23 protein-coding genes are annotated in these 21,021 nt (G+C 62.5%); 14 read left to right on the top strand and 9 right to left on the bottom strand.

The features are described from left to right. Positions 1-2 precede the first annotated feature (2 nt). The 7 genes from ACP7D4_RS05655 to lpxC all read left to right on the top strand — a co-directional run bounded on the left by ACP7D4_RS05655 (position 3) and on the right by lpxC (position 6,183). Positions 3-839 carry a cell division protein FtsQ/DivIB gene (locus ACP7D4_RS05655; protein ID WP_426208086.1) on the top strand — a complete coding sequence of 279 codons (837 nt, stop codon included), beginning with the start codon at positions 3-5 and terminating at the stop codon, positions 837-839. Between the two features lie 11 nt (positions 840-850). After that, positions 851-2,083: a cell division protein FtsA gene (ftsA, locus tag ACP7D4_RS05650; RefSeq protein WP_426104024.1), complete on the top strand. Its 1,233-nt coding sequence runs from the start codon at positions 851-853 to the stop codon at positions 2,081-2,083. 123 nt (positions 2,084-2,206) lie between these two features. Further along, positions 2,207-3,415 (top strand): cell division protein FtsZ, encoded by a 1,209-nt coding sequence (ftsZ, locus tag ACP7D4_RS05645; protein WP_426104023.1) that lies wholly within the window; start codon positions 2,207-2,209, stop codon positions 3,413-3,415. Positions 3,416-3,566: 151 nt separating this feature from the next. Further along, positions 3,567-4,073 carry a peroxiredoxin gene (locus ACP7D4_RS05640; RefSeq protein WP_426104022.1) on the top strand — a complete coding sequence of 169 codons (507 nt, stop codon included), beginning with the start codon at positions 3,567-3,569 and terminating at the stop codon, positions 4,071-4,073. 84 nt (positions 4,074-4,157) lie between these two features. Continuing rightward, positions 4,158-4,325, top strand: coding sequence for a hypothetical protein (locus ACP7D4_RS05635; protein WP_426208085.1), 168 nt, complete (start codon positions 4,158-4,160; stop codon positions 4,323-4,325). Between the two features lie 35 nt (positions 4,326-4,360). Then, entirely contained in the window at positions 4,361-5,203 is an 843-nt protein-coding gene (locus ACP7D4_RS05630; protein ID WP_426208169.1) for a DMT family transporter, read from the top strand. A gap of 44 nt (positions 5,204-5,247) precedes the next feature. Then, entirely contained in the window at positions 5,248-6,183 is a 936-nt protein-coding gene (lpxC, locus tag ACP7D4_RS05625) for a UDP-3-O-acyl-N-acetylglucosamine deacetylase (RefSeq protein WP_426104020.1), read from the top strand. A gap of 41 nt (positions 6,184-6,224) precedes the next feature. Here lpxC and ACP7D4_RS05620 read toward each other — a convergent pair whose 3' ends face one another. After that, positions 6,225-6,689 carry a DciA family protein gene (locus ACP7D4_RS05620; protein WP_426104019.1) on the bottom strand — a complete coding sequence of 155 codons (465 nt, stop codon included), beginning with the start codon at positions 6,687-6,689 and terminating at the stop codon, positions 6,225-6,227. A 273-nt stretch (positions 6,690-6,962) separates the two neighbouring features. On the opposite strand from ACP7D4_RS05620, the gene secA reads away from it, so the two are divergent. The 7 genes from secA to ACP7D4_RS05585 all read left to right on the top strand — a co-directional run bounded on the left by secA (position 6,963) and on the right by ACP7D4_RS05585 (position 14,972). Further along, entirely contained in the window at positions 6,963-9,722 is a 2,760-nt protein-coding gene (gene secA, locus ACP7D4_RS05615) for a preprotein translocase subunit SecA (RefSeq protein WP_426208084.1), read from the top strand. A gap of 551 nt (positions 9,723-10,273) precedes the next feature. Then, positions 10,274-10,540 carry a hypothetical protein gene (locus ACP7D4_RS05610; RefSeq protein WP_426104017.1) on the top strand — a complete coding sequence of 89 codons (267 nt, stop codon included), beginning with the start codon at positions 10,274-10,276 and terminating at the stop codon, positions 10,538-10,540. Positions 10,541-10,631: 91 nt separating this feature from the next. Continuing rightward, a complete protein-coding gene (locus tag ACP7D4_RS05605; protein ID WP_426104016.1) occupies positions 10,632-10,892 on the top strand; it encodes a hypothetical protein in 261 nt (86 codons plus the stop codon). Between the two features lie 74 nt (positions 10,893-10,966). Continuing rightward, positions 10,967-12,205, top strand: a complete 1,239-nt coding sequence (argJ, locus tag ACP7D4_RS05600; protein ID WP_426104015.1) for a bifunctional glutamate N-acetyltransferase/amino-acid acetyltransferase ArgJ — start codon at positions 10,967-10,969, stop codon at positions 12,203-12,205. Positions 12,206-12,214: 9 nt separating this feature from the next. Further along, positions 12,215-13,102: an ATP-binding protein gene (locus ACP7D4_RS05595; RefSeq protein ID WP_426208082.1), complete on the top strand. Its 888-nt coding sequence runs from the start codon at positions 12,215-12,217 to the stop codon at positions 13,100-13,102. Further along, on the top strand, positions 13,099-13,509 hold the full coding sequence (locus tag ACP7D4_RS05590) for an NUDIX domain-containing protein (protein ID WP_426104013.1): 411 nt from the start codon (positions 13,099-13,101) through the stop codon (positions 13,507-13,509). The genes ACP7D4_RS05595 and ACP7D4_RS05590 overlap by 4 nt, the downstream gene beginning before the upstream one ends. Positions 13,510-13,721: 212 nt before the next feature. After that, a complete protein-coding gene (locus ACP7D4_RS05585) occupies positions 13,722-14,972 on the top strand; it encodes a D-amino acid dehydrogenase (protein ID WP_426208080.1) in 1,251 nt (416 codons plus the stop codon). Here the strand turns inward: ACP7D4_RS05585 and ACP7D4_RS05580 are convergent. The 8 genes from ACP7D4_RS05580 to ACP7D4_RS05545 form a co-directional block, all read right to left on the bottom strand. Further along, positions 14,969-16,069, bottom strand: a complete 1,101-nt coding sequence (locus tag ACP7D4_RS05580; protein ID WP_426104011.1) for a sensor histidine kinase — start codon at positions 16,067-16,069, stop codon at positions 14,969-14,971. The two genes, ACP7D4_RS05585 and ACP7D4_RS05580, sit on opposite strands and share 4 nt — an antisense overlap. A 163-nt stretch (positions 16,070-16,232) precedes the next feature. Next, the gene (locus tag ACP7D4_RS05575; RefSeq protein WP_426208078.1) at positions 16,233-16,571 is read right to left on the bottom strand and encodes a TonB family protein; all 339 of its coding nucleotides are present in this window, start codon (positions 16,569-16,571) and stop codon (positions 16,233-16,235) included. Next, positions 16,565-16,990, bottom strand: a complete 426-nt coding sequence (locus ACP7D4_RS05570) for a hypothetical protein (RefSeq protein WP_426208077.1) — start codon at positions 16,988-16,990, stop codon at positions 16,565-16,567. The genes ACP7D4_RS05575 and ACP7D4_RS05570 overlap by 7 nt, the downstream gene beginning before the upstream one ends. Before the next feature lie 139 nt (positions 16,991-17,129). Then, entirely contained in the window at positions 17,130-17,312 is a 183-nt protein-coding gene (gene yacG, locus ACP7D4_RS05565; protein ID WP_426104008.1) for a DNA gyrase inhibitor YacG, read from the bottom strand. A gap of 18 nt (positions 17,313-17,330) precedes the next feature. After that, a complete protein-coding gene (gene zapD, locus ACP7D4_RS05560) occupies positions 17,331-18,086 on the bottom strand; it encodes a cell division protein ZapD (RefSeq protein WP_426104007.1) in 756 nt (251 codons plus the stop codon). 64 nt (positions 18,087-18,150) lie between these two features. Next, entirely contained in the window at positions 18,151-18,795 is a 645-nt protein-coding gene (coaE, locus tag ACP7D4_RS05555) for a dephospho-CoA kinase (RefSeq protein WP_426104006.1), read from the bottom strand. 14 nt (positions 18,796-18,809) lie between these two features. Next, entirely contained in the window at positions 18,810-19,676 is an 867-nt protein-coding gene (locus tag ACP7D4_RS05550; protein WP_426208075.1) for a prepilin peptidase, read from the bottom strand. 118 nt (positions 19,677-19,794) lie between these two features. Then, positions 19,795-21,018, bottom strand: coding sequence for a type II secretion system F family protein (locus tag ACP7D4_RS05545; protein WP_426104004.1), 1,224 nt, complete (start codon positions 21,016-21,018; stop codon positions 19,795-19,797). Between the last annotated feature and the right edge of the window lie 3 nt (positions 21,019-21,021).

Raw genomic sequence — 21,021 nt, 5'->3', positions numbered from 1 at the left:
TGATGTGGCATGACGTCCGAGCATTGAATGCAATCGCCAGCGCCCTGGTGGCCGCGGTGGTTCTGGCCTTCATTGGCTCAGGCGTGTGGTGGGTCTCGCAGCGCCCGATGTTTACGCTGCGCGCAGTGACGGTCGAGAGCATGTTCGGCAGGGAGTTGCAGCACGTGAACAAGCTGACCTTGCGTAACGGCGTGGTCGGTCGCATCAAGGGAAATTTTTTCACGGCCAATCTGGAGCAGGTGCGGATCGCGTTTGAATCGGTGCCGTGGGTACGCAAGGCAACCGTGCGGCGCGAATGGCCAGACCAGTTGATTGTGGAAGTTGACGAGCATGAGGCGCTCGGCACCTGGGGCGAAGATGGGCGCCTGTTGTCGGTCAAGGGCGATGTGTTTACCGCTAATTTGGCCGAGGCGGACGAGGATCGCGAACTGCCGGCGCTCGATGGGCCGGAGGGCAGCGAAAAGGAAGTGCTGGCGCGGTTTGCAGAATTGCGGGCGTGGTTTGCGCCGCTGCACCTGGCGCCTGGCAAATTGAGCTTGTCGAGTCGCTATGCGTGGACCGTCATGCTTGATAACGGGATGAGCGTGGCGCTGGGGCGCGAGCAGGACAAGACGACGTTGAAGAAGAGGGTGGACCGGCTGGTGAATATTTATCCCCAACTGGCGGCGCTGCTGCCGGACGGGATCCAGACGATCGACATGCGGTACCCGAATGGCCTGGCGCTCAGTTCCGCCGGCCTGACGATTCCGCAGGATGCAAGCAAGCCTGTTGGCGTGAGCAAGAGCGCCACAGTGAAAAAAGTAATCAAATCAACCCGCGTTAAAACAAAGTTACGGTAGGCGACAGCAAAATGACAAAAGACGCGAAAAATCTGATCGTCGGCCTCGATATCGGCACCTCGAAAGTGGTGGCGGTGGTGGCCGAAGTGATGTCCGACGGACGCCACGAAGTGATCGGACTCGGTCAGCATGAATCGAGGGGCCTGAAAAAAGGCGTCGTCGTCAATATCGAGGCGACCGTCGAGTCGATCCAGCGCGCGCTCGAAGAAGCCGAGCTGATGGCCGACTGCAAGATCCGCAATGTCTACGCAGGCATCGCCGGCAGCCATATCCGCTCGTTCAATTCGAGCGGCATGGTCGCCATCAAGGACAAGGAAGTGACCAGCACCGACGTGGCGCGCGTGATCGAAACTGCCAAGGCCGTCAACATCCCGACCGACCAGCAGTTGCTGCATACGGTGCCGCAGGAATTCATCGTCGACAGCCAGGAAGACGTGCGCGAGCCGATCGGCATGAGCGGCATCCGCCTTGAAGTGCGCGTGCACATCGTCACCGGCGCGGTGTCGGCGGTGCAAAACATCGTCAAGTGCGTGCGCCGCTGCGGCCTGGAAGTGTCGGACCTGATCTTGCAGCCGATGGCCTCGGCCGACGCGGTGCTGACGGCCGACGAAAAGGAACTGGGCGTGGTCTTGATCGACATTGGCGGGGGCACCACCGACATCGCCGTGTTTTCGGACGGCGCGATCCGCCATACGGCGGTTATTCCGATCGCCGGCGACCAGATCACCAACGACATTGCGATGGCGCTGCGCACGCCGACTTCGGAAGCCGAAGAAATCAAGATCCGCTACGGCGTGGCCAAGCAGGTGCTGGCCGACCCGCACGAGTCGCTCGAAGTGCCGGGCCTGGGCGACCGCGGTCCGCGCAATTTGTCGCGCCAGGCGCTCGCTGCCGTCATCGAGCCGCGCGTGGAAGAGCTCTTTGCGATGGTGCACCAGGTCGTGCGCGAGTCCGGCTACGAGGGCGTGCTCTCGTCGGGCATCGTGCTCACCGGCGGCACGGCGATCATGCCGGGCATGGTCGAAATGGCGGAAGACATATTTTTGAAGCCGGCGCGCCTTGGCACGCCGGATTACCGCGGCCAGCTGGCCGACGTTGTACGCAGTCCGCGCTATGCCACTGTGCTCGGCCTGTTGCTGGAAGCAAAAAAACAGTATTTGCGGGGCCACATCGTGACACGGCAGGACGGCTCGGTGAAGGCGGTGTGGCAGCGTATGAAGGAATGGTTTTTAGGGAATTTTTAAGTCTCTTGCAGTCGAAGAGAATCCAATTTTTATTAATATTCACCCCGCAGTTTTCAATCTCCAGGTTTCATATGACTATGAGTCCTGGCGCTTGGAAACCGCACTTTGATTAGGAGTTACATCATGGAGTTTGATATGGTCGATAACGCAGCACTCGGTACCGTCATCAAAGTCGTCGGCGTCGGCGGAGCAGGCGGCAACGCGGTACAGCACATGATCAACAAAGGCGTGTCCGGCGTTGAGTTTATTGCAGCGAACACGGATGCGCAGGCGCTGGCCGTCTCGTCCGCGCACAACATCATCCAGATCGGCGAGTCGGGCCTGGGCGCCGGTATGAAGCCGACCGTCGGGCGCGCCCTGGCCGAAGAGTCGCGCGGGCGCATCGAAGACGCATTGCGCGGCGCGCACATGGTCTTTATTGCAGCGGGCATGGGCGGCGGCACCGGTACCGGCGCCGCACCCATCGTCGCTGAAATCGCCAAGTCGATGGGCGCGCTGACGGTGGCCGTGGTTTCCAAGCCGTTCTCGTACGAAGGCCAGAAGTGCATGGACATCGCCGAGAGCGGCCTTGAGGAACTGTCGCAGCACGTCGACTCATTGATCATCATCCTGAACGAAAAACTGGAAGAGATCTACGAAGACGAAAGCATGATCGACTGGATGAAGCATGCCGACGATGTGCTCAACAACGCCGTTGCCGGTATCGCCGAGATCATCAATGTGCCCGGTCACATCAACGTCGACTTCAATGACGTGAAAACCATCATGGGCGAGCAGGGCAAGGCCATGATGGGCACCGCGACGGCGTCCGGCGTAGACCGCGCGCGTATCGCCGCCGAGCAGGCAGTCGCTTCGCCGCTGCTCGATGGGATCGACCTGTCGGGCGCGCGCGGCGTGCTGGTCAACGTGACCGCAAGCCGTGGCCTGAAGGGTAAGGAGATCAAGGAAGTCATGGCTGCAGTGCGCGCATTCGCCGCGCCCGATGCATCGATCGCGCAAGGTATCGCGTACGACGACAGCATGGGCGACGACATCCGCGTGACGGTGGTGGCCACCGGCCTGGGCAAAGCCAAGAAGGCGATGCAGCTGGTGCAAACGCCGATGCTGCGCACGGGTACCCACAACGGGCCGATGATGGCGTCCGGCGCGGGCGGTGTGGCATCGCAGGGCGTGACGATGGGCGCGGCCTCCGGTCTTGGAAATGGCATCGATGGCATGAAGCAGCCGGCCGTGTGGCGCCGCGAGCAGGCATCCGAGCAGGTGCAGGCGATGCAGAGGAATGGCGTTGAGACCTACGACATTCCGGCATTCCTGCGCAAGCAGGCTGACTAATCAGTTTGCTTGGTAAAACAAGAACCGGGGCTTGCCCCGGTTTTTTTACGTCGCGTGGAGGCGCGGAAGCGCAATTTTTCCGTCCGGTGCAAGAACGTCAAGCTTCAGGCATACTATTTGTCCGATAAACTTCCCCACTCAGGAGCCTCCCATGACTATCAAAATCGGCGATCACCTTCCCGAAGGCACCCTTTCAGAATTCGTAGAAACCGAAACCGCCGGCTGCTCGCTCGGCCCGAACAACTTTCAGGTGGCCGATATCGCCAAGGGCAAGAAGATCGCCATCTTCGGCCTGCCAGGCGCCTACACGCCGACCTGCTCGGCGCAGCACGTGCCAGGCTACGTCAAGCACGCCGAACAATTCAAGGCGGCCGGCGTCGATGAAATCTGGTGCATCTCGGTCAATGACGCATTCGTCATGGGCGCCTGGGGCCGCGACCAGAAGTCGACCGGCATCGTGCGCATGATGGCCGACGGTAACGCCGCCTACAGCAAGGCGCTGGGCCTGGATGCTGATTTTTCCAAGTTCGGCATGGGCACGCGCTCGCAGCGCTACTCGATGCTGGTGGAAGACGGCGTTGTCAAGCAGTTGAACGTGGAGCAGGGCGGCGGCTTTGAAGTGTCGAACGCCGAGACCATGCTCAAGCAGCTGGCGTAAGTACCCCCACACCACGTGGTCCTCGCGCAGGCGGGGACGACGTGGATTTGGGCCACTGCTTCTCCAATGTCGCGCCCACCAGTCATGATCATCATCCAAGAATCCCCCAATCAGCCCGACATCATCGCCCTGCTGAACGCCACCGCAGCCGGTCTCGCCGGCCTGAAACTCGACACCGGCATCAGCCAGCCCGAAGCCATCGTCCTGTATCAGCGCGCCCCGCTCTCGCTCTTCATGGAACGGCCTCTGTGACACGCAGGCGCGGCAATCTGCGCAGCATCTACGCAATGCTGCTGGCGGTCGCCCTTTTTTCGCTGATGGACACGGTCATGAAGCTGCTGACCGTGCATTACCCCGCCATGCAGGTGGCCGCGCTGCGCGCCCTGTGCTCGCTGCCGCTGGTGCTGGCCTACATCGGCTGGCGCGGCGCCTTCCGTGGCATGTTCAAGGTGCGCTGGCCGCTGCATCTGCTGCGCGCCGTGCTGGGCGTGGCGATGCTGTCGCTGTTCGCCTTCGGTCTCAAGAAGCTCTCGCTGGCCGAGGCCTACACCATCTTTTTCATCGCACCAGCCCTGATCACGGCCTTGTCCGTCGTGTTCCTGAAAGAGCGCGTCAACGCAGCGCGCTGGACTGCGATTGGCGTGGGCCTGGTGGGCGTGATCGTGGTGCTGCGCCCCACCGGCGAAGGCATGCTGACGCTGGGCGGCCTGGCGATCCTGGGGGCGGCAGCGTTTTATGCCGTCTCGAGCATTGCCGGCAGCATCCTCGGGCGCACCGACAGCGGCGAACACATGGTGCTGTGGCTGATGATCCTGATGTCGGTGGGCGCTTGCGCGCTGGCCGCGCCAGGCTGGGTGCCGATCCGCTCAAGCGAGATGCTGCTGCTGTGCGCCCTTTCAGTGACCGGTTTCCTGGGCCAGCTGGCCATTACGGAAGCCTTCAACAAGGGTGAAGCGTCGAGCATTGCGCCGCTCGAATACTCGGCCCTGGCATGGGGCGTGGGCCTGGATTGGCTGCTGTGGCAAACGCTGCCCGACCGCTTCACCCTACTCGGCGCGGCCATCATCATCGCCAGCGGCGTGTACCTGATCGGCCACGAACACCACCACGCAACGGCCGAGCATCCTTAGCAGAGCCGGGGGCGTCCTGGTTTCAAGTCCGATATAATCGGCGGATGCTTAAACAACGAACCCTCAAACAACAGGTGCGCACGACCGGTGTCGGCCTGCACTCCGGCACCAAGGTCGAACTGACGCTGCGCCCTGCAGCAGCGGACACCGGCATCGTCTTTCGCCGCGTCGACCTCAATCCCGTGGTGGAGTTTCCCGCCAGCGCCGGCGTGGTCGGCGACACCCGCATGGCCTCGGTGCTGATCGCCGGCGGCGCGCGCGTGTCCACAGTCGAACACCTGATGTCGGCCTGCGCCGGCCTTGGCATCGACAACCTGTATGTGGACGTCTCGGCCGAAGAAATCCCCATCATGGACGGTTCGGCCTCGTCCTTCGTATACCTGCTGCAGCAGGCCGGCGTGCAGGAACAGGAAGCGGCCAAAAAATTCATCCGCGTGCTGAAAGACGTTGAAGTGCGCCAAGGCACGGGCAACAATGAAAAGTGGGCGCGCCTGTCGCCCCATGAAGGCTTCAAGCTCGATTTTTTCATTGAATTCAATCATCCGGCGGTGGACGGGACCACCCAGCGCGCGCTGGTCGACTTTGGCGACGTCTCGTACGTGCACGATGTGGCGCGCGCCCGCACCTTCGGCTTCATGCAGGATGTGGAAAGCTTGCGCGGCATGGGCCTGGCGCGCGGCGGCTCGCTTGAAAACGCGATCGTCATGGACGAATACCGCATTCTCAATTCGGATGGCTTGCGCTACGAAGACGAATTCGTGCGCCATAAAATCCTTGACGCCATTGGCGACCTGTATTTGGTGGGCCATCCGCTGCTGGCCAGCTACCACGCGCACAAGTCGGGCCACGGCTTGAACAACCTGTTGCTGCTGGAGTTGCTCAAGGACCCGGCCAGCTACGAAATCGTCTCGTTTGCCAAGCCAGGCAGTGCGCCGCCGTCGTACGTGGCGCAGATGGCCCGTGAATGGGCGCTTACTTAACGCCAGCGCCGGTTTGAAGTGAGGGGTGTCGCGTGTCGCGCCTAGCGCCGGCGCGCCGCCATCGCCTTTAGCGCCGCGATCAGGCCGGCATTCTGGCTCGTGGGGGCCAGGGTATCGCCCAATTCGTCAAAGGCACTGATTGCCGTTTGCGGCAGCACCAGCTGGCGCGTGTGCACCACGGGCGCGATGCTGCGCGTGACCTGCACCTTAAGCTTGATGCCGTCGATCTTCCAGCCCTTATGGTGCAGCGCCGTCTGCAGCTTGGGCAACTGCTGCTTCAGCTTGGCCGCCACCGCCGAACTGGGCGTCGCCAGCACCAGCTGCGCTTGCTCGAAAGAGAGCACGTCGCAATTGGAAAACATGGGCGGCAGCGCCTCGGCGCAATCGGTTTGCAGGCTGGCCATGCGCATGGCGGTTGGCAACAATGCCGCCATCTTGTCGTTTTGACGCAGAAACGCCGTGACCTCCAGTGAGGTTTTGCGCGTTTTTGTGCCGTAGATGTGCATGCAGGATTGGCTTGAAGAAGTTATTGCGTGAGGGCGACAGGTTATCACAGGCAAGAGCGGCAGGGTCAGTCTGGTGGCCTGCAGGCGCGCGCGTAAACGGCGCTGTTTAACAAAACTTGAAACCATGTCCACTTGTTATCGGACGCGATATCCCCATTTGGGCATGGTTCGCATGATAAAATCACAGTCTTTTTGCCATAGTCGGTCGCACGGCGATATCTTTTTGATACCATCGCGACTTCTTTTTGCGGCGTTTTTTTCAAGAATTCAAGCATGTCATTACTGACCCAGATTTTCGGTAGCCGCAATCAGCGGCTGCTCAAGCAATACCAAAAAACGGTACGTGAGATCAGTGCTCTCGAGCCGCAGATCGAAAAATTGACCGATGCCCAGCTCCAGGCCAAGACGCTGGAATTCAAGGCGCGCATCGCCAAAGGCGAAACGCTTGACGCCCTGCTGCCGGAAGCTTTTGCGGTCTGCCGCGAAGCTGCGCGGCGCGTGCTCAAGATGCGCCATTTCGATGTGCAGATGATCGGCGGCATGGTCCTTCATTACGGCAAGATCGCCGAAATGGGCACGGGCGAGGGTAAGACGCTGATGGCAACGCTGCCGACCTACCTCAATGCGCTGTCCGGCAAGGGCGTGCACGTCATTACCGTCAACGATTACCTGGCGCAGCGAGACGCCGAGTGGATGGGCCGCCTGTACAGCTGGCTGGGCCTCACTACCGGCGTGAACCTGTCGCAGATGGATCACGACGTCAAGCAGGCCGCGTATGCCGCTGACATCACCTACGGCACCAACAATGAATTCGGTTTCGACTACCTGCGCGACAACATGGTCTACGAGGCGAGCGAGCGCGTCCAGCGCACGCTGAGCTTTGCCGTCGTCGATGAAGTCGACTCGATCCTGATCGATGAAGCCCGTACGCCCTTGATCATTTCAGGCCAGGCCGAGAGCCATACCGATCTGTACCACAAGATCAATGAACTGCCCGGCATGCTGACCATGCAGATCGGCGAAGAAACGCCGGACGGCAAGGGCGTCATTTCGGTCCCTGGCGACTACACCAAGGATGAAAAAGCGCACACCGTGCTGCTGACCGAAGCCGGCCACGAGAACGCCGAAGCGATCCTCACCAAGATGGGCCTGCTACCCGAAGGCGCCTCGCTGTATGACGCCGCCAACATCACGCTGATCCACCATCTGTATGCTGCCTTGCGCGCTCACGCGCTGTATTCCAAGGACACGCATTACGTGGTGCAGAATAATGAAGTCGTCATCGTCGACGAATTCACCGGCCGCCTGATGACCGGTCGCCGCTGGTCCGACGGCCTGCACCAGGCGGTTGAAGCAAAAGAAGGCGTGCGCATCCAGAACGAGAACCAGACGCTCGCGTCGATCACGTTCCAGAACTACTTCCGCATGTACACCAAGCTGTCCGGCATGACCGGCACCGCCGACACCGAAGCTTACGAATTCCAGGAAATCTACGGCCTCGAGACCGTCGTGATTCCGCCCAACCGTCCATCCCAGCGCAAAGACCGCCAGGACCAGGTGTACAAGTCGTCGGCCGAGAAGTACAACGCCATGCTGATCGACATTCGCGACTGCTACGAGCGCGGCCAGCCGGTGCTGGTCGGTACCACCTCGATTGAAAACTCCGAGATGCTGTCGGACATCCTGACCAAGGCCAGCCTCGAACACAACGTCCTGAACGCCAAGCAGCACGCGCGCGAAGCGGAAATCATCGCGCAGGCGGGCCGCCCGAAGATGATCACCATCGCCACCAACATGGCCGGTCGCGGTACCGACATTGTCCTGGGCGGCAATGTCGAAAAACAAATCCAGCTGGTGGAAGCCAATCCGGATTTATCGGACGCCGACAAGGCAGCGCAAGCTGAAAAGCTGCGTTCTGAGTGGAAGTCGCTCAACGAACACGTGGTCGGCGCGGGCGGGCTGCACATCGTGGGCACCGAGCGCCACGAATCGCGCCGGGTAGACAACCAGTTGCGTGGCCGTTCGGGGCGCCAGGGCGACCCGGGTTCGTCGCGCTTTTACCTCTCGCTTGACGACGCGCTGCTGCGCATCTTCGCGGGCGACCGCGTGCGCGCCATCATGGACCGCCTCAAGATGCCTGAGGGCGAGCCGATCGAAGCGGGCATCGTCTCGCGCTCGATCGAGTCGGCCCAGCGCAAGGTGGAAGCGCGCAACTTCGACATTCGCAAGCAGCTGCTCGAGTACGACGACGTCGCCAACGACCAGCGCAAGGTGATCTACACCCAGCGTAACGAACTGCTTGAGACGACCGATATTTCGGAGCTGATCGCGTCGCTGCGCGCCGGCGTGTTCCACGATACCGTGCGCGCCTTCGTGCCGCCCGAATCGGTCGAAGAACAATGGGATATCGCGGGCCTGCAAAAAGTGCTGGCCGACGAATGGCAGCTCGACGTGCCGCTCGCGGCCATGCTGGCCGCCGACGCCAGCCTGACCGACGACGATATCGTCGCGAAGGTCACGACGGCGGCGGACGCCTCGTACAACAGCAAGATCGAGATCGTCGGCAAGGAAGCGTTCGGCGGCTTCGAGCGCAACGTCATGCTGCAAAGCGTCGACAGCCACTGGCGCGAGCACCTGGCCGCGCTCGACCATCTGCGCCAGGGTATCCACCTGCGCGGCTACGCGCAAAAAAATCCGAAGCAGGAATACAAGCGCGAAGCGTTCGAGTTGTTCGGCTCCATGCTCGACATGATCAAGAACGAAGTGAGCAAGCAGATCATGCTGGTGCGGATCCAGTCGCGCGAGGAGATCGACGCGGCCGAAGCGGCCATGCAGCAATTGCACGTCGAGAACGTCAGCTACCAGCACGCGGACTTCAATCCCGATGCCGCGCCCGAAGAGTTGCTCGCGCCCGGCGCCGGCATGGCGCGCCATTCGGTGGAGGAAGACTACGCACCGAAGGTTGGCCGCAACGATCCATGCCCTTGCGGCAGCGGCAAGAAGTTCAAGGCTTGCCACGGCAAGCTCGCTTAAGGCAGCGGCTTTACGCGAAAAAAGGCGGAACGCGAGTTCCGCCTTTTTTTTCGTGGCCAGATGGTGCCAGGTGCAAAGCCGGCTGAAAATGTGCAACTGCGCAACTGCGCAACTGCGCAACTGCGCAGCACAGTCACATCGTCCTCGCGCACGCGGGGACCCATAGAACTGACGAGTCACGTTCCCCTTGAATCGATCCGGTTCCTATAACGATATGATTTGAAAGGAATGATTGGCATCCGTTCTATAGGTCCCCGCGTGCGCGAGGACGATGTTGCTTAGGTTTTCGGGCTCCCACATGTTGCAGTTTTTGGGGAACCAATTGGTCCTGATGCGTTTTGCAACACCCTCGAACCCGGCGACCCATGGAACCACGCTCAGTTGGACTGTTATATGGGTCCCCGCGAGGACGATGTAGTTTTTAGTGTTCGCGTCCCCAAACATGAAACTTCGTCGACCATCCAGCTCTGCCCTTCCATTGATCGTTCGCAAATCATCCTGTCGAGCCCGGTGCAATTCTCAACCGTGTCATCACGCACTTGAGGTACCCCATGAAAACGCTCCGAACTATCGTCATCGTCTCGATCGGCTTGATTGTTGCGCTGGGCTGGGCGGTGATGCCGCCGCGCGACTTGCCCGTGATCGGCTTACCGCTGGAGGTCAGCAAACAGCTCCAGTGCCCGCCCGGCACTGCCCTGGAAGGCAAGCTGTGCATGTGTCCCAAAGGCAGCAACTGGACCAACGGCACCTGCGCACTCGGCCCCGAAGGGCCGGAGACCCGGCACGTCACCACCGTCGACTTGCGCCAGCGCCGCTAAGTTTTCCGGAAGGCTAATCGTTGAGCATTCGCAACCGTGGTCCGGGAGCGCGGTGTAATTCTCGCTTATCAGCCATTTCCGGGAGAACAGCATGAAGTCGCTTCACGCCGCCATCGTTGTTTCTATCGGGCTGATCGTGTCCTTGTGGTGGGCGGTGCTGCCGCCGCGCTTTGAGCCACGTCCGTTGCCGCGCATCGACACGCAAAAGCAGCAGCAGTGCCCGGTGGGCAGCCACCTCGAAGGCAAGCTGTGCGTTTGCCCGGCCGGCACCTCCTGGACCGGCACGGCCTGCACCCAATTTACCGCCGCCCAGCCCGCCCCGCTGCTGGCGCGGCTTCAGGCATCGGGCTAACTTGCCGGGAACATCACACTTTTCTGACAGGCGGTACAATAGCGGCTCCGCATTCTTACGCTAGAGAGCTCATCATGGCCGTCAATTCCCCCCTTCCCGTCGCCGCCGATCTGCAACCCGTCAACGGGATTGAAATCGGCTTTGCCGAAGCCGGCATCAAGAAGCCCAATCGCAAGGATGTGCTGGTCATGAAGCTGGCCGACACGGCCACCGTGGCCGGCGTCTTCACCACCAACCGTTTTTGCGCCGCCCCGGTCCAGGTCAGCAAGTCCAACCTGGCTGCGGCGGCCGACGGCGGCAAGCCGATTCGCGCACTGGTGGTCAACACCGGCAACGCCAACGCCGGCACCGGCGAAACGGGCCTGGCCAACGCGCACGCCACCTGCGACGCGCTGGCGCGCCTGCTCGGTTGCGAGGCCCAGCAGATCCTGCCGTTTTCAACTGGCGTGATCCTCGAGCCGCTGCCGCTGGAAAAGCTCGTCGCCGGCCTGCCCGCAGCCATCTCGAACCTGAAGCTTGACAACTGGTTCAACGCGGCCGAAGCGATCATGACCACCGATACCCAGCCCAAAGCGGCGTCGCGCACGGTCGACATTTGCGGCCACAGCGTGACCATGACGGGCATCAGCAAGGGCGCAGGCATGATCAAGCCGAACATGGCAACCATGCTCGGTTACCTGGCCATCGACGCCAAGGTCGCGCAACCGGTGCTCGATGAACTGGTCAAGCACGCGGCCGACCATTCGTTCAACTGCATCACGATCGACGGCGACACCTCAACCAACGATTCCTTCATGCTGATTGCCACCGGCACCGGCAGCCTGGCCATTGCCAACACCGATTCGAGCGAATACGCCGAACTGAAAGCGGCGGTTACCGACATCGCGCGCAACCTGGCCCAGCAGATCATCCGCGACGGCGAAGGCGCCACCAAGTTCATCACCATTTCCGTCGACGAGGGCAATTCGGTCGAAGAGTGCCGCAAAATCGCCTATTCGATCGCCCACTCGCCGCTGGTCAAGACCGCGTTCTTCGCGTCTGACCCGAACCTGGGCCGCATCCTGGCCGCCATCGGCTACGCCGGCGTCGATGATCTCGACGTCACCAAGCTTGACATGTACCTCGACGACGTCCTGGTCGCCAAGAACGGCGGGCGCAATCCCCACTACCAGGAAGCGGACGGCCAGCGCGTGATGAAGCAAAGCGAAATCACGGTGCGCGTCAAGCTTGGCCGCGGTAGCCACAGCGCCACCGTCTGGACCTGCGACCTGTCGCACGAGTACGTGACGATCAACGCCGACTACCGTTCCTGATCTGGCGCCATGACGCCACTTGAGCAATTGATGTTGCGCGCCGAGGCGCTCCTGGCGCGCGTTGAGGCAGTGTTGCCGCCGGCCTTTCCGCGTGAGCCGGACTGGCGCCGCAGCACCGCTTTCCGCTGGCGCAAGCGAGCCGGCGGCGGGATTGGCGGCGGGGCAAGCTACCTGCAGCCGGTGATGCATGCGGCCAGCATTGCGCTGTCGGACCTGCACCAGATCGGCGTGCAAAAGCAGCAGATCGAACAGAATACGCGCCAGTTCGTGCAGGGCCTTCCCGCCAACAACGTGCTGTTGACGGGCGCGCGCGGCACTGGCAAATCGTCGCTGATCAAGGCCTGCCTGAACCAGTTTGCCGGCGCGGGCCTGCGCTTGATTGAAGTCGACAAGGCTGACCTGGCCGACCTGCCCGACATCGTCGATCTCGTGGCCGGGCGGCCCGAACGCTTCGTCATCTTCTGCGACGACCTGTCGTTTGAAGAAGGCGAGAGCGGCTACAAGGCGCTCAAGGTGGCGCTAGACGGCTCGATTGCCACCCAGTCCGACAACGTCATCATCTACGCCACGTCGAACCGGCGCCACCTGCTGCCCGAGCGGATGAGCGACAACGCCAGCTACCGGAGCGACGGCGACGGCGATTTGCATCCGGGCGAAACGGTCGAGGAAAAAATTTCGCTGTCCGAGCGCTTCGGCCTGTGGCTCTCGTTCTACCCGTTCAAGCAGGACGACTACCTCGACATCGCCGCGCACTGGCTGGGTCACTTCGGCTGCGACGCGCAGCAGGTCGAGGCCGCGCGCGGCGAGGCGTTGCGCTGGGCGCTGGCGCGCGGTTCGCGTTCGGGCCGCGTGGCCTGGCAGTTCGCCAAGGATTACGCGGGCAAGCAGGGCGCATGAGCGAGACCAAGTTGCCGCCGATCGACGTCGCGGTCGGCATCCTGATGAAGCCGAACGGCGATGTGCTGCTCGGCCAGCGTCCCGCCGGAAAGCCGTACCACGGCTATTGGGAATTCCCGGGCGGGAAAGTCGAAACCGGTGAAACCATACTCGAGGCGCTCAAGCGCGAATTTGTCGAGGAGCTTGGCGTTCATATCCTGAGCGCCAGTCCATGGTGCGGCGTGGAGCACGTATACGAACACGCGCATGTGCGCCTGCATTTTTATATCAGCCGCGAGTGGGAGGGCGAGCCGCAAAGCCTGGAAGGGCAAGCGCTCGCGTGGCAAGGGACGGTGGGCGTGGCGCCGCTGTTGCCGGCGACGATACCGTTGCTGGCGTGGCTTGATATGGTGCGCTACGGGGCTTGAGTTCGGGGCGACGCGTGGCGCGATGCGCTGCGATCTTGCGTCCTGCGTTCCCGGCGACTCATGGCGCAATGCGCTGCGCTTTTGCGCCCTACGTTTCACACCGCCCAACGTTTCACACTGCCCTCCGTTCCGCGCTGCCCGTAGGGCGCTAAAAGCGCAGCGCATTGCGCCATGCGTGCCCGCGGCTCAATTCAATACTTAAAGGACCCCGCGTGAAAATCATCATCCTCGGCAGTGGCGTGATCGGCACCACTTCCGCCTACTTCCTCACCCGGGCCGGCCATGACGTGACGGTCATCGAACGCCAATCTGGCGCCGGCCTGGAAACGAGCTTTGCCAACGCCGGCGAAATCTCGCCCGGCCTGGCTGCCCCTTGGGCCGCTCCCGGCATCCCGCTGCGCGCCCTGCAGTGGCTCTTCATGCGCGACAGCCCGCTGGTGGTGCGCCCCACGCTGGACCTTGCCATGTGGCGCTGGATGGCGCAGATGCTGGCCAACTGCAACCTCCAGCGTTACGAGATCAACAAGGCGCGCATGGTGCGCCTGGCCGAGTACAGCCGCGATTGCCTGGTCGCGCTACGCAAGGATACCGGCATCGCCTACGACGAGCGCAGCAAGGGCACGCTGCAATTGTTTCGCAACCAGCGCCAGGTTGACGATGCGGCCCACGACATCGCTGTGCTCGAGCGCTATGGCGTGCCGCATGCGCTGCTCGACGTGGCCGGGTGCGAGCAAGTGGAGCCGGCGCTGGCGCTGGTGCGCGGCCGCATCCTGGGCGGCTTGCGCCTGCCGGGCGACGAAACGGGCGACTGCTTCAAGTTCACCCAGGCGCTGGCGGTGCTGGCGGCCAAAAAGGGCGTCAAGTTCCGCAACGGGGTGGAAATCCGCAGCCTCACTGCCGACGGCGCCCGCATCAGTGGTGTCGTCACCTCTGAGGGTGAACTGAAGGCTGACGCCTTTGTCATGGCGATGGGCAGCTATTCGCCGCTGCTGCTGCGTCCTTTAGGCGTGACGATCCCGGTCTATCCGGTCAAGGGCTATTCGATCACGATGCCGCTGGCCGACCCCGCAGGCGCGCCCGAGTCCACCGTCATGGACGAGACCTTCAAGGTCGGTATCACGCGTCTGGGTGAGCGGATCCGGGTCGGCGGCACGGCCGAACTGGCCGGCTACGACATGCGCCTGCGCGAAGAACGTCGCGCGCCGCTGGTGCGCGCGGTGACCGACCTGTTTCCGCACGGGGGCGATCTGACAAAGGCGATTTTCTGGTGCGGGCTACGGCCGATGACGCCTGACGGCACGCCGGTGATCGGCGCCACGCCGTATGCGAACCTGTTTCTCAATACCGGCCACGGTACGCTCGGCTGGACCATGTCGTGCGGGTCGGCGCGGGTACTGGCCGATATCGTATCGGGCCGCGAGCCCGACATCAGCCTGGAAGGCTTGTCGATGGCGCGCTATTAGGCCAGCGGCAGGCGCGGCAGCGACACGGTAAACACCGTGCCGGTTGCATCGGAGGTGGCGCTGATGCCGCCGCCGTGCGCCAGCGCGATTTCGCGCGCGACAAACAGGCCCAGGCCCAGACTGGTGCGCGGGCGCGCGTCTTCGGCCACGCCGGGCAGCTGCAGCAGCGGGCTGAAAATCGTTTCCAGCGATTCGGCGGGAATCACCGGCCCGGCGTTGACGACATCGACCATGATGTGCTCGGGACTGGCGCGCGCGACCATGCGCACCGGCACCTCGTTGCCGCCGTACTGGGCCGCATTGACCAGCAGGTTGGTAAACAGCTGGTGCAGGCGCACGCTGTCGAAGTGGCCCGTCAGGTGGCCCTCGGTTTCCAGTTCAAACGCGGTGTCGGGATGGGTCGCGCCGGCGTCTTCAATGGCCGCCTGGCAGATGTCTTTGACGTCGGCGTCGTGCTTCACGGTCGGCATGCCGGCCCCAAGCTGGGTGCGGGTATAGCCGATCAGGTCTTCGACCATGCTGCTCATCAGGCGCGCGCCGCGCTTGACGCGCCTGCCCACGTCCGGTGCCTGCTGGACGTCAAAGCGCGCGTGCGTGAGCAGTTCGCCGGCGCTGGCCATGCTCGACAGCGGGGCGCGCAGGTCGTGCCCGAGAATGGCCAGGAACAGTTCGCGCACATGGTCGGCGCGCGCCGAATACGTGACGACCGATTCGGCCAGCGCCTGGTCGATCGCTTCGTTAAAGCGCACCATCTGGTCGCCGACGGCCTCTGTCATGTTCTGGATCTGGGGCAGCCACAGGCGCAGCACGGTGGCGCGCAGGGCGCGAAATTCGCCCGACAGCTGCACCAGCGAAAAGTCGCTCGCGTGGCGCAGCGCGCCGTGGATCGAGGCGGCGCTCTGGCCATGCGCGGCATCTAGCGCCAGACCCTGCGACTTGTCGATTTGTTCCTGCGGATTTTGCTCGGTCTCGATGTCGAGCGCGATGGCGGTCAGGATTTGCTTGGCATGGTCGCGCAGCGCCAGGTTGCTCATGTTGCCCCCGGCGGGAGCGATGGTCTTGGCGAACGCTTCCCACTCGCACAAAATGTCTTCCATGCGTTCGCGAATAAAGCGGTCCAGCCTCAAGGCTTCCCCCAAGTGTGCATGCCCACGGCGTTCTCCTGATCTCGTATGGCAATTATGCCAGAGAAGGCGAATGCGACGCGCATCAAGGCGCGCTCTTCAGTGTGCCCCGGGGGCCATGAGCGGTGCGGCGCTGTCAACGACGCTTTTGCGAATCGATGCCCGCACCGTCTCGAACGCGGGAGTTTGGGCAGGTGGCGGCCAGCTTGACGGTATCGGCGTCGAGCATTTTCCAGCCGCTGCTGCGCGCCACCTCGACATCGGCCGGCTTGCCAGCGGCTAGCACGCTCATCGGCAGCACTGTTGTTCCCTGCAGCTCGTAGCGCCTGGCCTGGGGTGAATGCAGGGGCGCGTCGCAGGCCGCGCCCGGCAGTGTGCCGGCGTGGGCTCCGGCCATTGCGGTCAATCCGGTCAAGGCCGTCAACGCGGTCAGTGCGCGCCATGCAGCCGGCCGCACCGCACCGCGCATCAGCATGATGGTTTTTGCACGCTGGTGTCAAATACGACGCCGCTCTCCACGCTCGCGTCTTCGCGCACCATCTCGATGAAACATTTGTCGTTGACCAGGTCGGCGTTGACGACGTATTGCTTGCCCTCGACCGGTATGAACGCGAGCGCGGGTGCGCAGGAGCTCGTGACGTTGTAACCGGCGAAGGACATGCTGCTCCACAAGGTGATCAGCTTACCAACTGGCAACTTGATGGAGCGATAGCCGTTGTCCTTGAATTCTTCGGTGGCGTAGCGCCCGTCGGCGGTGCAGAACTGCGTGTGCCCGCCAATGCCGACAAAATGCACGGTGACGTCGCTCGGCGACGACGGGTGGAGCTGCAGGCCGGAACAGGCTGACAGCAGCGCGAGCGCGGCGCCGGCGAGAAGGGTGGAGGATGTTTTCATGTTCCGCTCTTTTCCAGCTTGCCGCTGTCAATTATTTTCTTCAAGTCCGTCAGCACATCGTCCGTATTGTTGACGCCGGGGCGCGGCGCGTCGAGCATCAGCACGAACGTGCAACAACACCGGCGCAGGGCGCGACGGCTCAGTGATTGTCCTGGTCGGGCAACACCTCATCGTGGGCGGGCGCGCCCGGTATCGTGTATTTTTCCTCGGCCCAGGCGCCCAGGTCGATCTGCTTGCAGCGTTCCGAGCAGAAGGGGCGGTACTTGTTGGCCTCGGACCATTCGACTTTTTTGGCACAGGTAGGACAGCTAACTACGGGCATGGCGGTGACCTCACAGCATTAAAAGTTGCACAGCGTGAGTTCGAACGGTACGTCATCTTCCAGCGGCTTCGGTTTCAGGTCGCCGCCCTGGGTCGTGAAGCGAACCCACAACATATATTTGTTTGCAGAAATTTCGGGAATGGCGCCGCTCGTCTCGTCGAGGGTCAGGCGCAGCATCTGGTAGACCTTGCCTTGCAGCATCTGCTGATAGCTTCCCGCAACGGCGATCATTTTAACCGGACCGCCGGAGTCGCGCAGCAGGCGCAATACCAGCGCGAGCGCGTCGAACAGGGGCGCGAGCGGAGCGAACCAGGTGACGATGTCGTTGAAGCGCTGCTCGGCCGGGCGCTTTTGCCAGGCGTAGTACGAGGGCAGGTCGAATTCGCAGGCGCCGCCGGGAATGATGGTGCGCCCCCGGATGCTCATCAGCCACTCGTTGTCGCGCACGTTCTGGCCCGTCTTGCCTTGGGCTGCGACCAGCGCGCTGCTGACCGTTTCCAGTTCGGCCAGGACCGCGTCGAGCATCTCGGCGGCCACGTTGGGATTGGAGCGGTAGCTCAGCAGGCTTTGCTTTTGACGCTCCAGTTCCTGGAGCAGGTCGGATTTGAGGTCGGCGCGCCCGGCCACCTCGAGCATGTCGAAAATCGTGGACAGCGCAACGTGGTGTTGCATGGCGTGTTCTTGGTGAACAAAGAACTTGAATTTTTCGTACAGGTCTTCCAGCCGCAACAACGTGCGAATGCGCTCGTTGAAAGGGTATTCGTAGACGATCAAAATGACATCCCTTTATGGTTTGGCCGACAGACAATCTCGTGATTCTGAACCAACAGAGACAAAATTACAAACGCTCGCTTGGCAATCGGGACAATCTCTCGGAAAAAACCAGGTATTGGGCGTGTAACAGGGCGATTTGGGGCTCCAGCGTATTGATCGCCCCGTCATTTGTAATGACGTCGTCAGCGCCCGCCAGGCGTTCGGCGCGCGTCACCTGCGTGGCCATGATGGCGCGCACTTGCTCTTCGGTCAAGCCATTGCGGGCCATTACGCGCGCCACCTGCACCGCTTCCGGGCAGTCGATCGCCAGCACCCGCGCCACGCGCGCGCGCCAGGTGCCGGACTCGATCAGCAGCGGCACCACATACATGACGTAACTGCCGCTGGCGCGCGCGGCGGCGGCCAGCGCGGCGTCGCGGATGCGCGGATGCAGGATCGCTTCCAGGCGCGCTTTGGCGGCGGGGTCGGAAAACACCAGCGAACGCATGCGCGCGCGGTCCATGGCGCCGTCGGGCGTGGCAAAGGCGGCGCCGAAGGCGTCGGTCAGCGCCGGCATTGCGGCGCCGCCGGGCGCGGTCAGCGCGTGTGCGATCTCGTCGGTGTCGACCAGCGTGGCGCCCAGCGCGGCAAACATATTGGCCACCGTGGTCTTGCCGCAGCCGATGCCGCCGGTCAGGCCGACGGCAAACCGGGGTGGCGTTGCTGGCATGCGATGGTCCGTATTCAAGGCTGCAAGAAGCGTTGCATCGTGCTCGTGATTTCGGGCCCGTACAGCATGGCCAGCAAGCCGGCGCCGGTGAGGTAGGGGCCGAAAGGAATCGGCTGCTCGCGCCCGTGGTTGCGAAACACGATCATGGCAATGCCCACCAGCGCGCCCACTGCCGACGACAGCAGGATGATCGCCGGCAGCATTTGCCAGCCCATCCATGCGCCCAGTCCGGCCAGCAGCTTGAGGTCGCCCCCGCCCATGCCGTCGCGCTTCCTGACCAGTTTATACAGCATGTTCACGCTCCACAGCGCCATGTAGCCGGCGACGGCGCCGATGACGGCGTCGCGCAGCGGCGTGAAGGTGCCGTTCAGGTTGATGAGCAGGCCCAGCCACAGCAGCGGATAGGTCAGGTCGTCGGGCAGGAACATGGTGTCCAGGTCGATGAACGTCATCGCCAGCAGCAGCAGCACGAAGGCCATTGCCGCCATGCCGCCCCAGCCGCTGCCGAAAGTCCAGATCATCAGCGCCGACAGCGCGCCGGCAATCGCTTCGATGATGGGGTAGCGCGGCGATATGCGCGCCTTGCAGCCACGGCATTTGCCGCGCAGTACCAGGTAGCTGATGACGGGGAAGTTTTCCAGCGCGCTGATCTTGTGCCCGCAGCAAGGGCAGGCCGAGCGCGGCACCGACAGGTTGAAGGTGTCGGTGTGGACCGGTTGCTTGCCGCAGTTGTCGGCGCAGGCGTTGTCGAATTCGCGCTGCATCATCTTGGGCATGCGGTAGATCACGACATTGAGAAAACTGCCCAGCAGCAGCCCGAGCACGGCGGCGACCAGCGTCGGACCAAGCGCGCCGGGGGCGGCGAAAAGAAATTCTTGCATAGTTTCCAGGGAATCAGGGTTAGCCGGTGGCCATGCCGCCCGCGCGGGGCGGCATGGCGGCGTTGCGCCGCCATGCCGACATTGGGGTCAGACCACCGGGGTCATGCCAACAACGGGGTCAGACCACAGAGCCGAGTTTGAAGATCGGCAAGTACATGGCAATCACCATGCCGCCAATCAATACGCCCAGGATTACCATGATGAGCGGCTCCATCAGCGCCGACAGGCCGGCGACGGCCTCGTCGACTTCATCTTCGAAAAAGCCGGCGACCTTGCCCAGCATCGAGTCGAGCGCGCCCGATTCTTCGCCGATGGCCACCATTTGCGTGACGATCGGCGGAAACACGTCGGCGTTTTGCATCGCCATTGTCAGGCTGGTGCCGGTCGACACTTCGTTCTGGATTTTCTTGGTCGCTTCGGCGTACAGCGCATTGCCCGAAGCGCCGCCCACCGAATCGAGCGCTTCGACCAGCGGCACGCCGGCGGCGAACATGGTGGCCAAGGTGCGCGTCCAGCGCGCAATGGCCGCCTTGCGGATCACGGGGCCGAAAATGGGAATTTTCAGCATGATGTGATCCATCGTGCGCTGCATCTTGACCGAACGTCTCCAGCTCTGGAAGAAAAAATAGATTCCGGCAAACAGGCTGCCGAAAATGGCCCACCACCATTGCACGAAGAAGTCGGAAATGCCCATCACGATCAGGGTCGGGCCCGGCAAGTCGGCGCCGAAGCTGGCGAACACCGATTTAAACGCCGGCACCACCCAGATCATGATGATGGCGGTGACGATAAACGCGATGCCCAGGATCGAGACCGGGTACATCAGCGCCGACTTGATCTTGGACTTGATCGCCAGCGTCTTTTCCTTGTAAATGGCCAGGCGCGTGAGCAAGTCTTCCAGAATACCGGCTTGTTCGCCGGCGCCCACCAGGTTGCAGAACAGAGCGTCGAAATACAGCGGATACTTGCGGAACGCGTTGTTCAGGCTGGTACCGGTTTCAATGTCGGAGCGCAAGTCCTGGATCAGCTTGGCCATCGACGGGTTCGAGTGGCCCTTGCTGACGATGTCGAACGATTGCAGCAGCGGCACGCCTGCCTTCATCATCGTGGCCAGCTGGCGCGTGAACAGCGACACATCCTTGTCGCTGATCTTCTTGCCCTTGCGCATGGACTTTTTCTTGACCTTGGTGACCATGACGCCCTGGCGGCGCAAGGTGACGCTGACAATCGCTTCGCCGCCGGCGCGAATTTCGCCGCGCACCGGCTTGCCGCTCTTGTCCTTGCCTTCCCAGGAGTAGATTGCTTCCTTGGGCGCGATGCTTTTTAGTGGTGCAGTAGCCATATG

Source organism: Massilia sp. TWP1-3-3 (assembly GCF_049897805.1).
Lineage (GTDB): Bacteria > Pseudomonadota > Gammaproteobacteria > Burkholderiales > Burkholderiaceae_D > Telluria_A.
This window is presented reverse-complemented; position numbering and strand designations above follow the sequence as displayed.

Excerpts from the sequence above, each read along its gene's own strand:
- ACP7D4_RS05655 (WP_426208086.1), top strand. The coding sequence starts at position 3 with ATGTGGCATGACGTCCGAGCATTGAATGCAATCGCCAGCGCCCTGGTG.
- ftsA (WP_426104024.1), top strand. The coding sequence starts at position 851 with ATGACAAAAGACGCGAAAAATCTGATCGTCGGCCTCGATATCGGCACC.
- ftsZ (WP_426104023.1), top strand. The coding sequence starts at position 2,207 with ATGGAGTTTGATATGGTCGATAACGCAGCACTCGGTACCGTCATCAAA.
- ACP7D4_RS05640 (WP_426104022.1), top strand. The coding sequence starts at position 3,567 with ATGACTATCAAAATCGGCGATCACCTTCCCGAAGGCACCCTTTCAGAA.
- ACP7D4_RS05635 (WP_426208085.1), top strand. The coding sequence starts at position 4,158 with ATGATCATCATCCAAGAATCCCCCAATCAGCCCGACATCATCGCCCTG.
- ACP7D4_RS05630 (WP_426208169.1), top strand. The coding sequence starts at position 4,361 with ATGCTGCTGGCGGTCGCCCTTTTTTCGCTGATGGACACGGTCATGAAG.
- lpxC (WP_426104020.1), top strand. The coding sequence starts at position 5,248 with ATGCTTAAACAACGAACCCTCAAACAACAGGTGCGCACGACCGGTGTC.
- ACP7D4_RS05620 (WP_426104019.1), bottom strand. The coding sequence starts at position 6,689 with ATGCACATCTACGGCACAAAAACGCGCAAAACCTCACTGGAGGTCACG.
- secA (WP_426208084.1), top strand. The coding sequence starts at position 6,963 with ATGTCATTACTGACCCAGATTTTCGGTAGCCGCAATCAGCGGCTGCTC.
- ACP7D4_RS05610 (WP_426104017.1), top strand. The coding sequence starts at position 10,274 with ATGAAAACGCTCCGAACTATCGTCATCGTCTCGATCGGCTTGATTGTT.
- ACP7D4_RS05605 (WP_426104016.1), top strand. The coding sequence starts at position 10,632 with ATGAAGTCGCTTCACGCCGCCATCGTTGTTTCTATCGGGCTGATCGTG.
- argJ (WP_426104015.1), top strand. The coding sequence starts at position 10,967 with ATGGCCGTCAATTCCCCCCTTCCCGTCGCCGCCGATCTGCAACCCGTC.
- ACP7D4_RS05595 (WP_426208082.1), top strand. The coding sequence starts at position 12,215 with ATGACGCCACTTGAGCAATTGATGTTGCGCGCCGAGGCGCTCCTGGCG.
- ACP7D4_RS05590 (WP_426104013.1), top strand. The coding sequence starts at position 13,099 with ATGAGCGAGACCAAGTTGCCGCCGATCGACGTCGCGGTCGGCATCCTG.
- ACP7D4_RS05580 (WP_426104011.1), bottom strand. The coding sequence starts at position 16,069 with ATGGAAGACATTTTGTGCGAGTGGGAAGCGTTCGCCAAGACCATCGCT.
- ACP7D4_RS05575 (WP_426208078.1), bottom strand. The coding sequence starts at position 16,571 with ATGCTGATGCGCGGTGCGGTGCGGCCGGCTGCATGGCGCGCACTGACC.
- ACP7D4_RS05570 (WP_426208077.1), bottom strand. The coding sequence starts at position 16,990 with ATGAAAACATCCTCCACCCTTCTCGCCGGCGCCGCGCTCGCGCTGCTG.
- yacG (WP_426104008.1), bottom strand. The coding sequence starts at position 17,312 with ATGCCCGTAGTTAGCTGTCCTACCTGTGCCAAAAAAGTCGAATGGTCC.
- coaE (WP_426104006.1), bottom strand. The coding sequence starts at position 18,795 with ATGCCAGCAACGCCACCCCGGTTTGCCGTCGGCCTGACCGGCGGCATC.
- ACP7D4_RS05550 (WP_426208075.1), bottom strand. The coding sequence starts at position 19,676 with ATGCAAGAATTTCTTTTCGCCGCCCCCGGCGCGCTTGGTCCGACGCTG.
- ACP7D4_RS05545 (WP_426104004.1), bottom strand. The coding sequence starts at position 21,018 with ATGGCTACTGCACCACTAAAAAGCATCGCGCCCAAGGAAGCAATCTAC.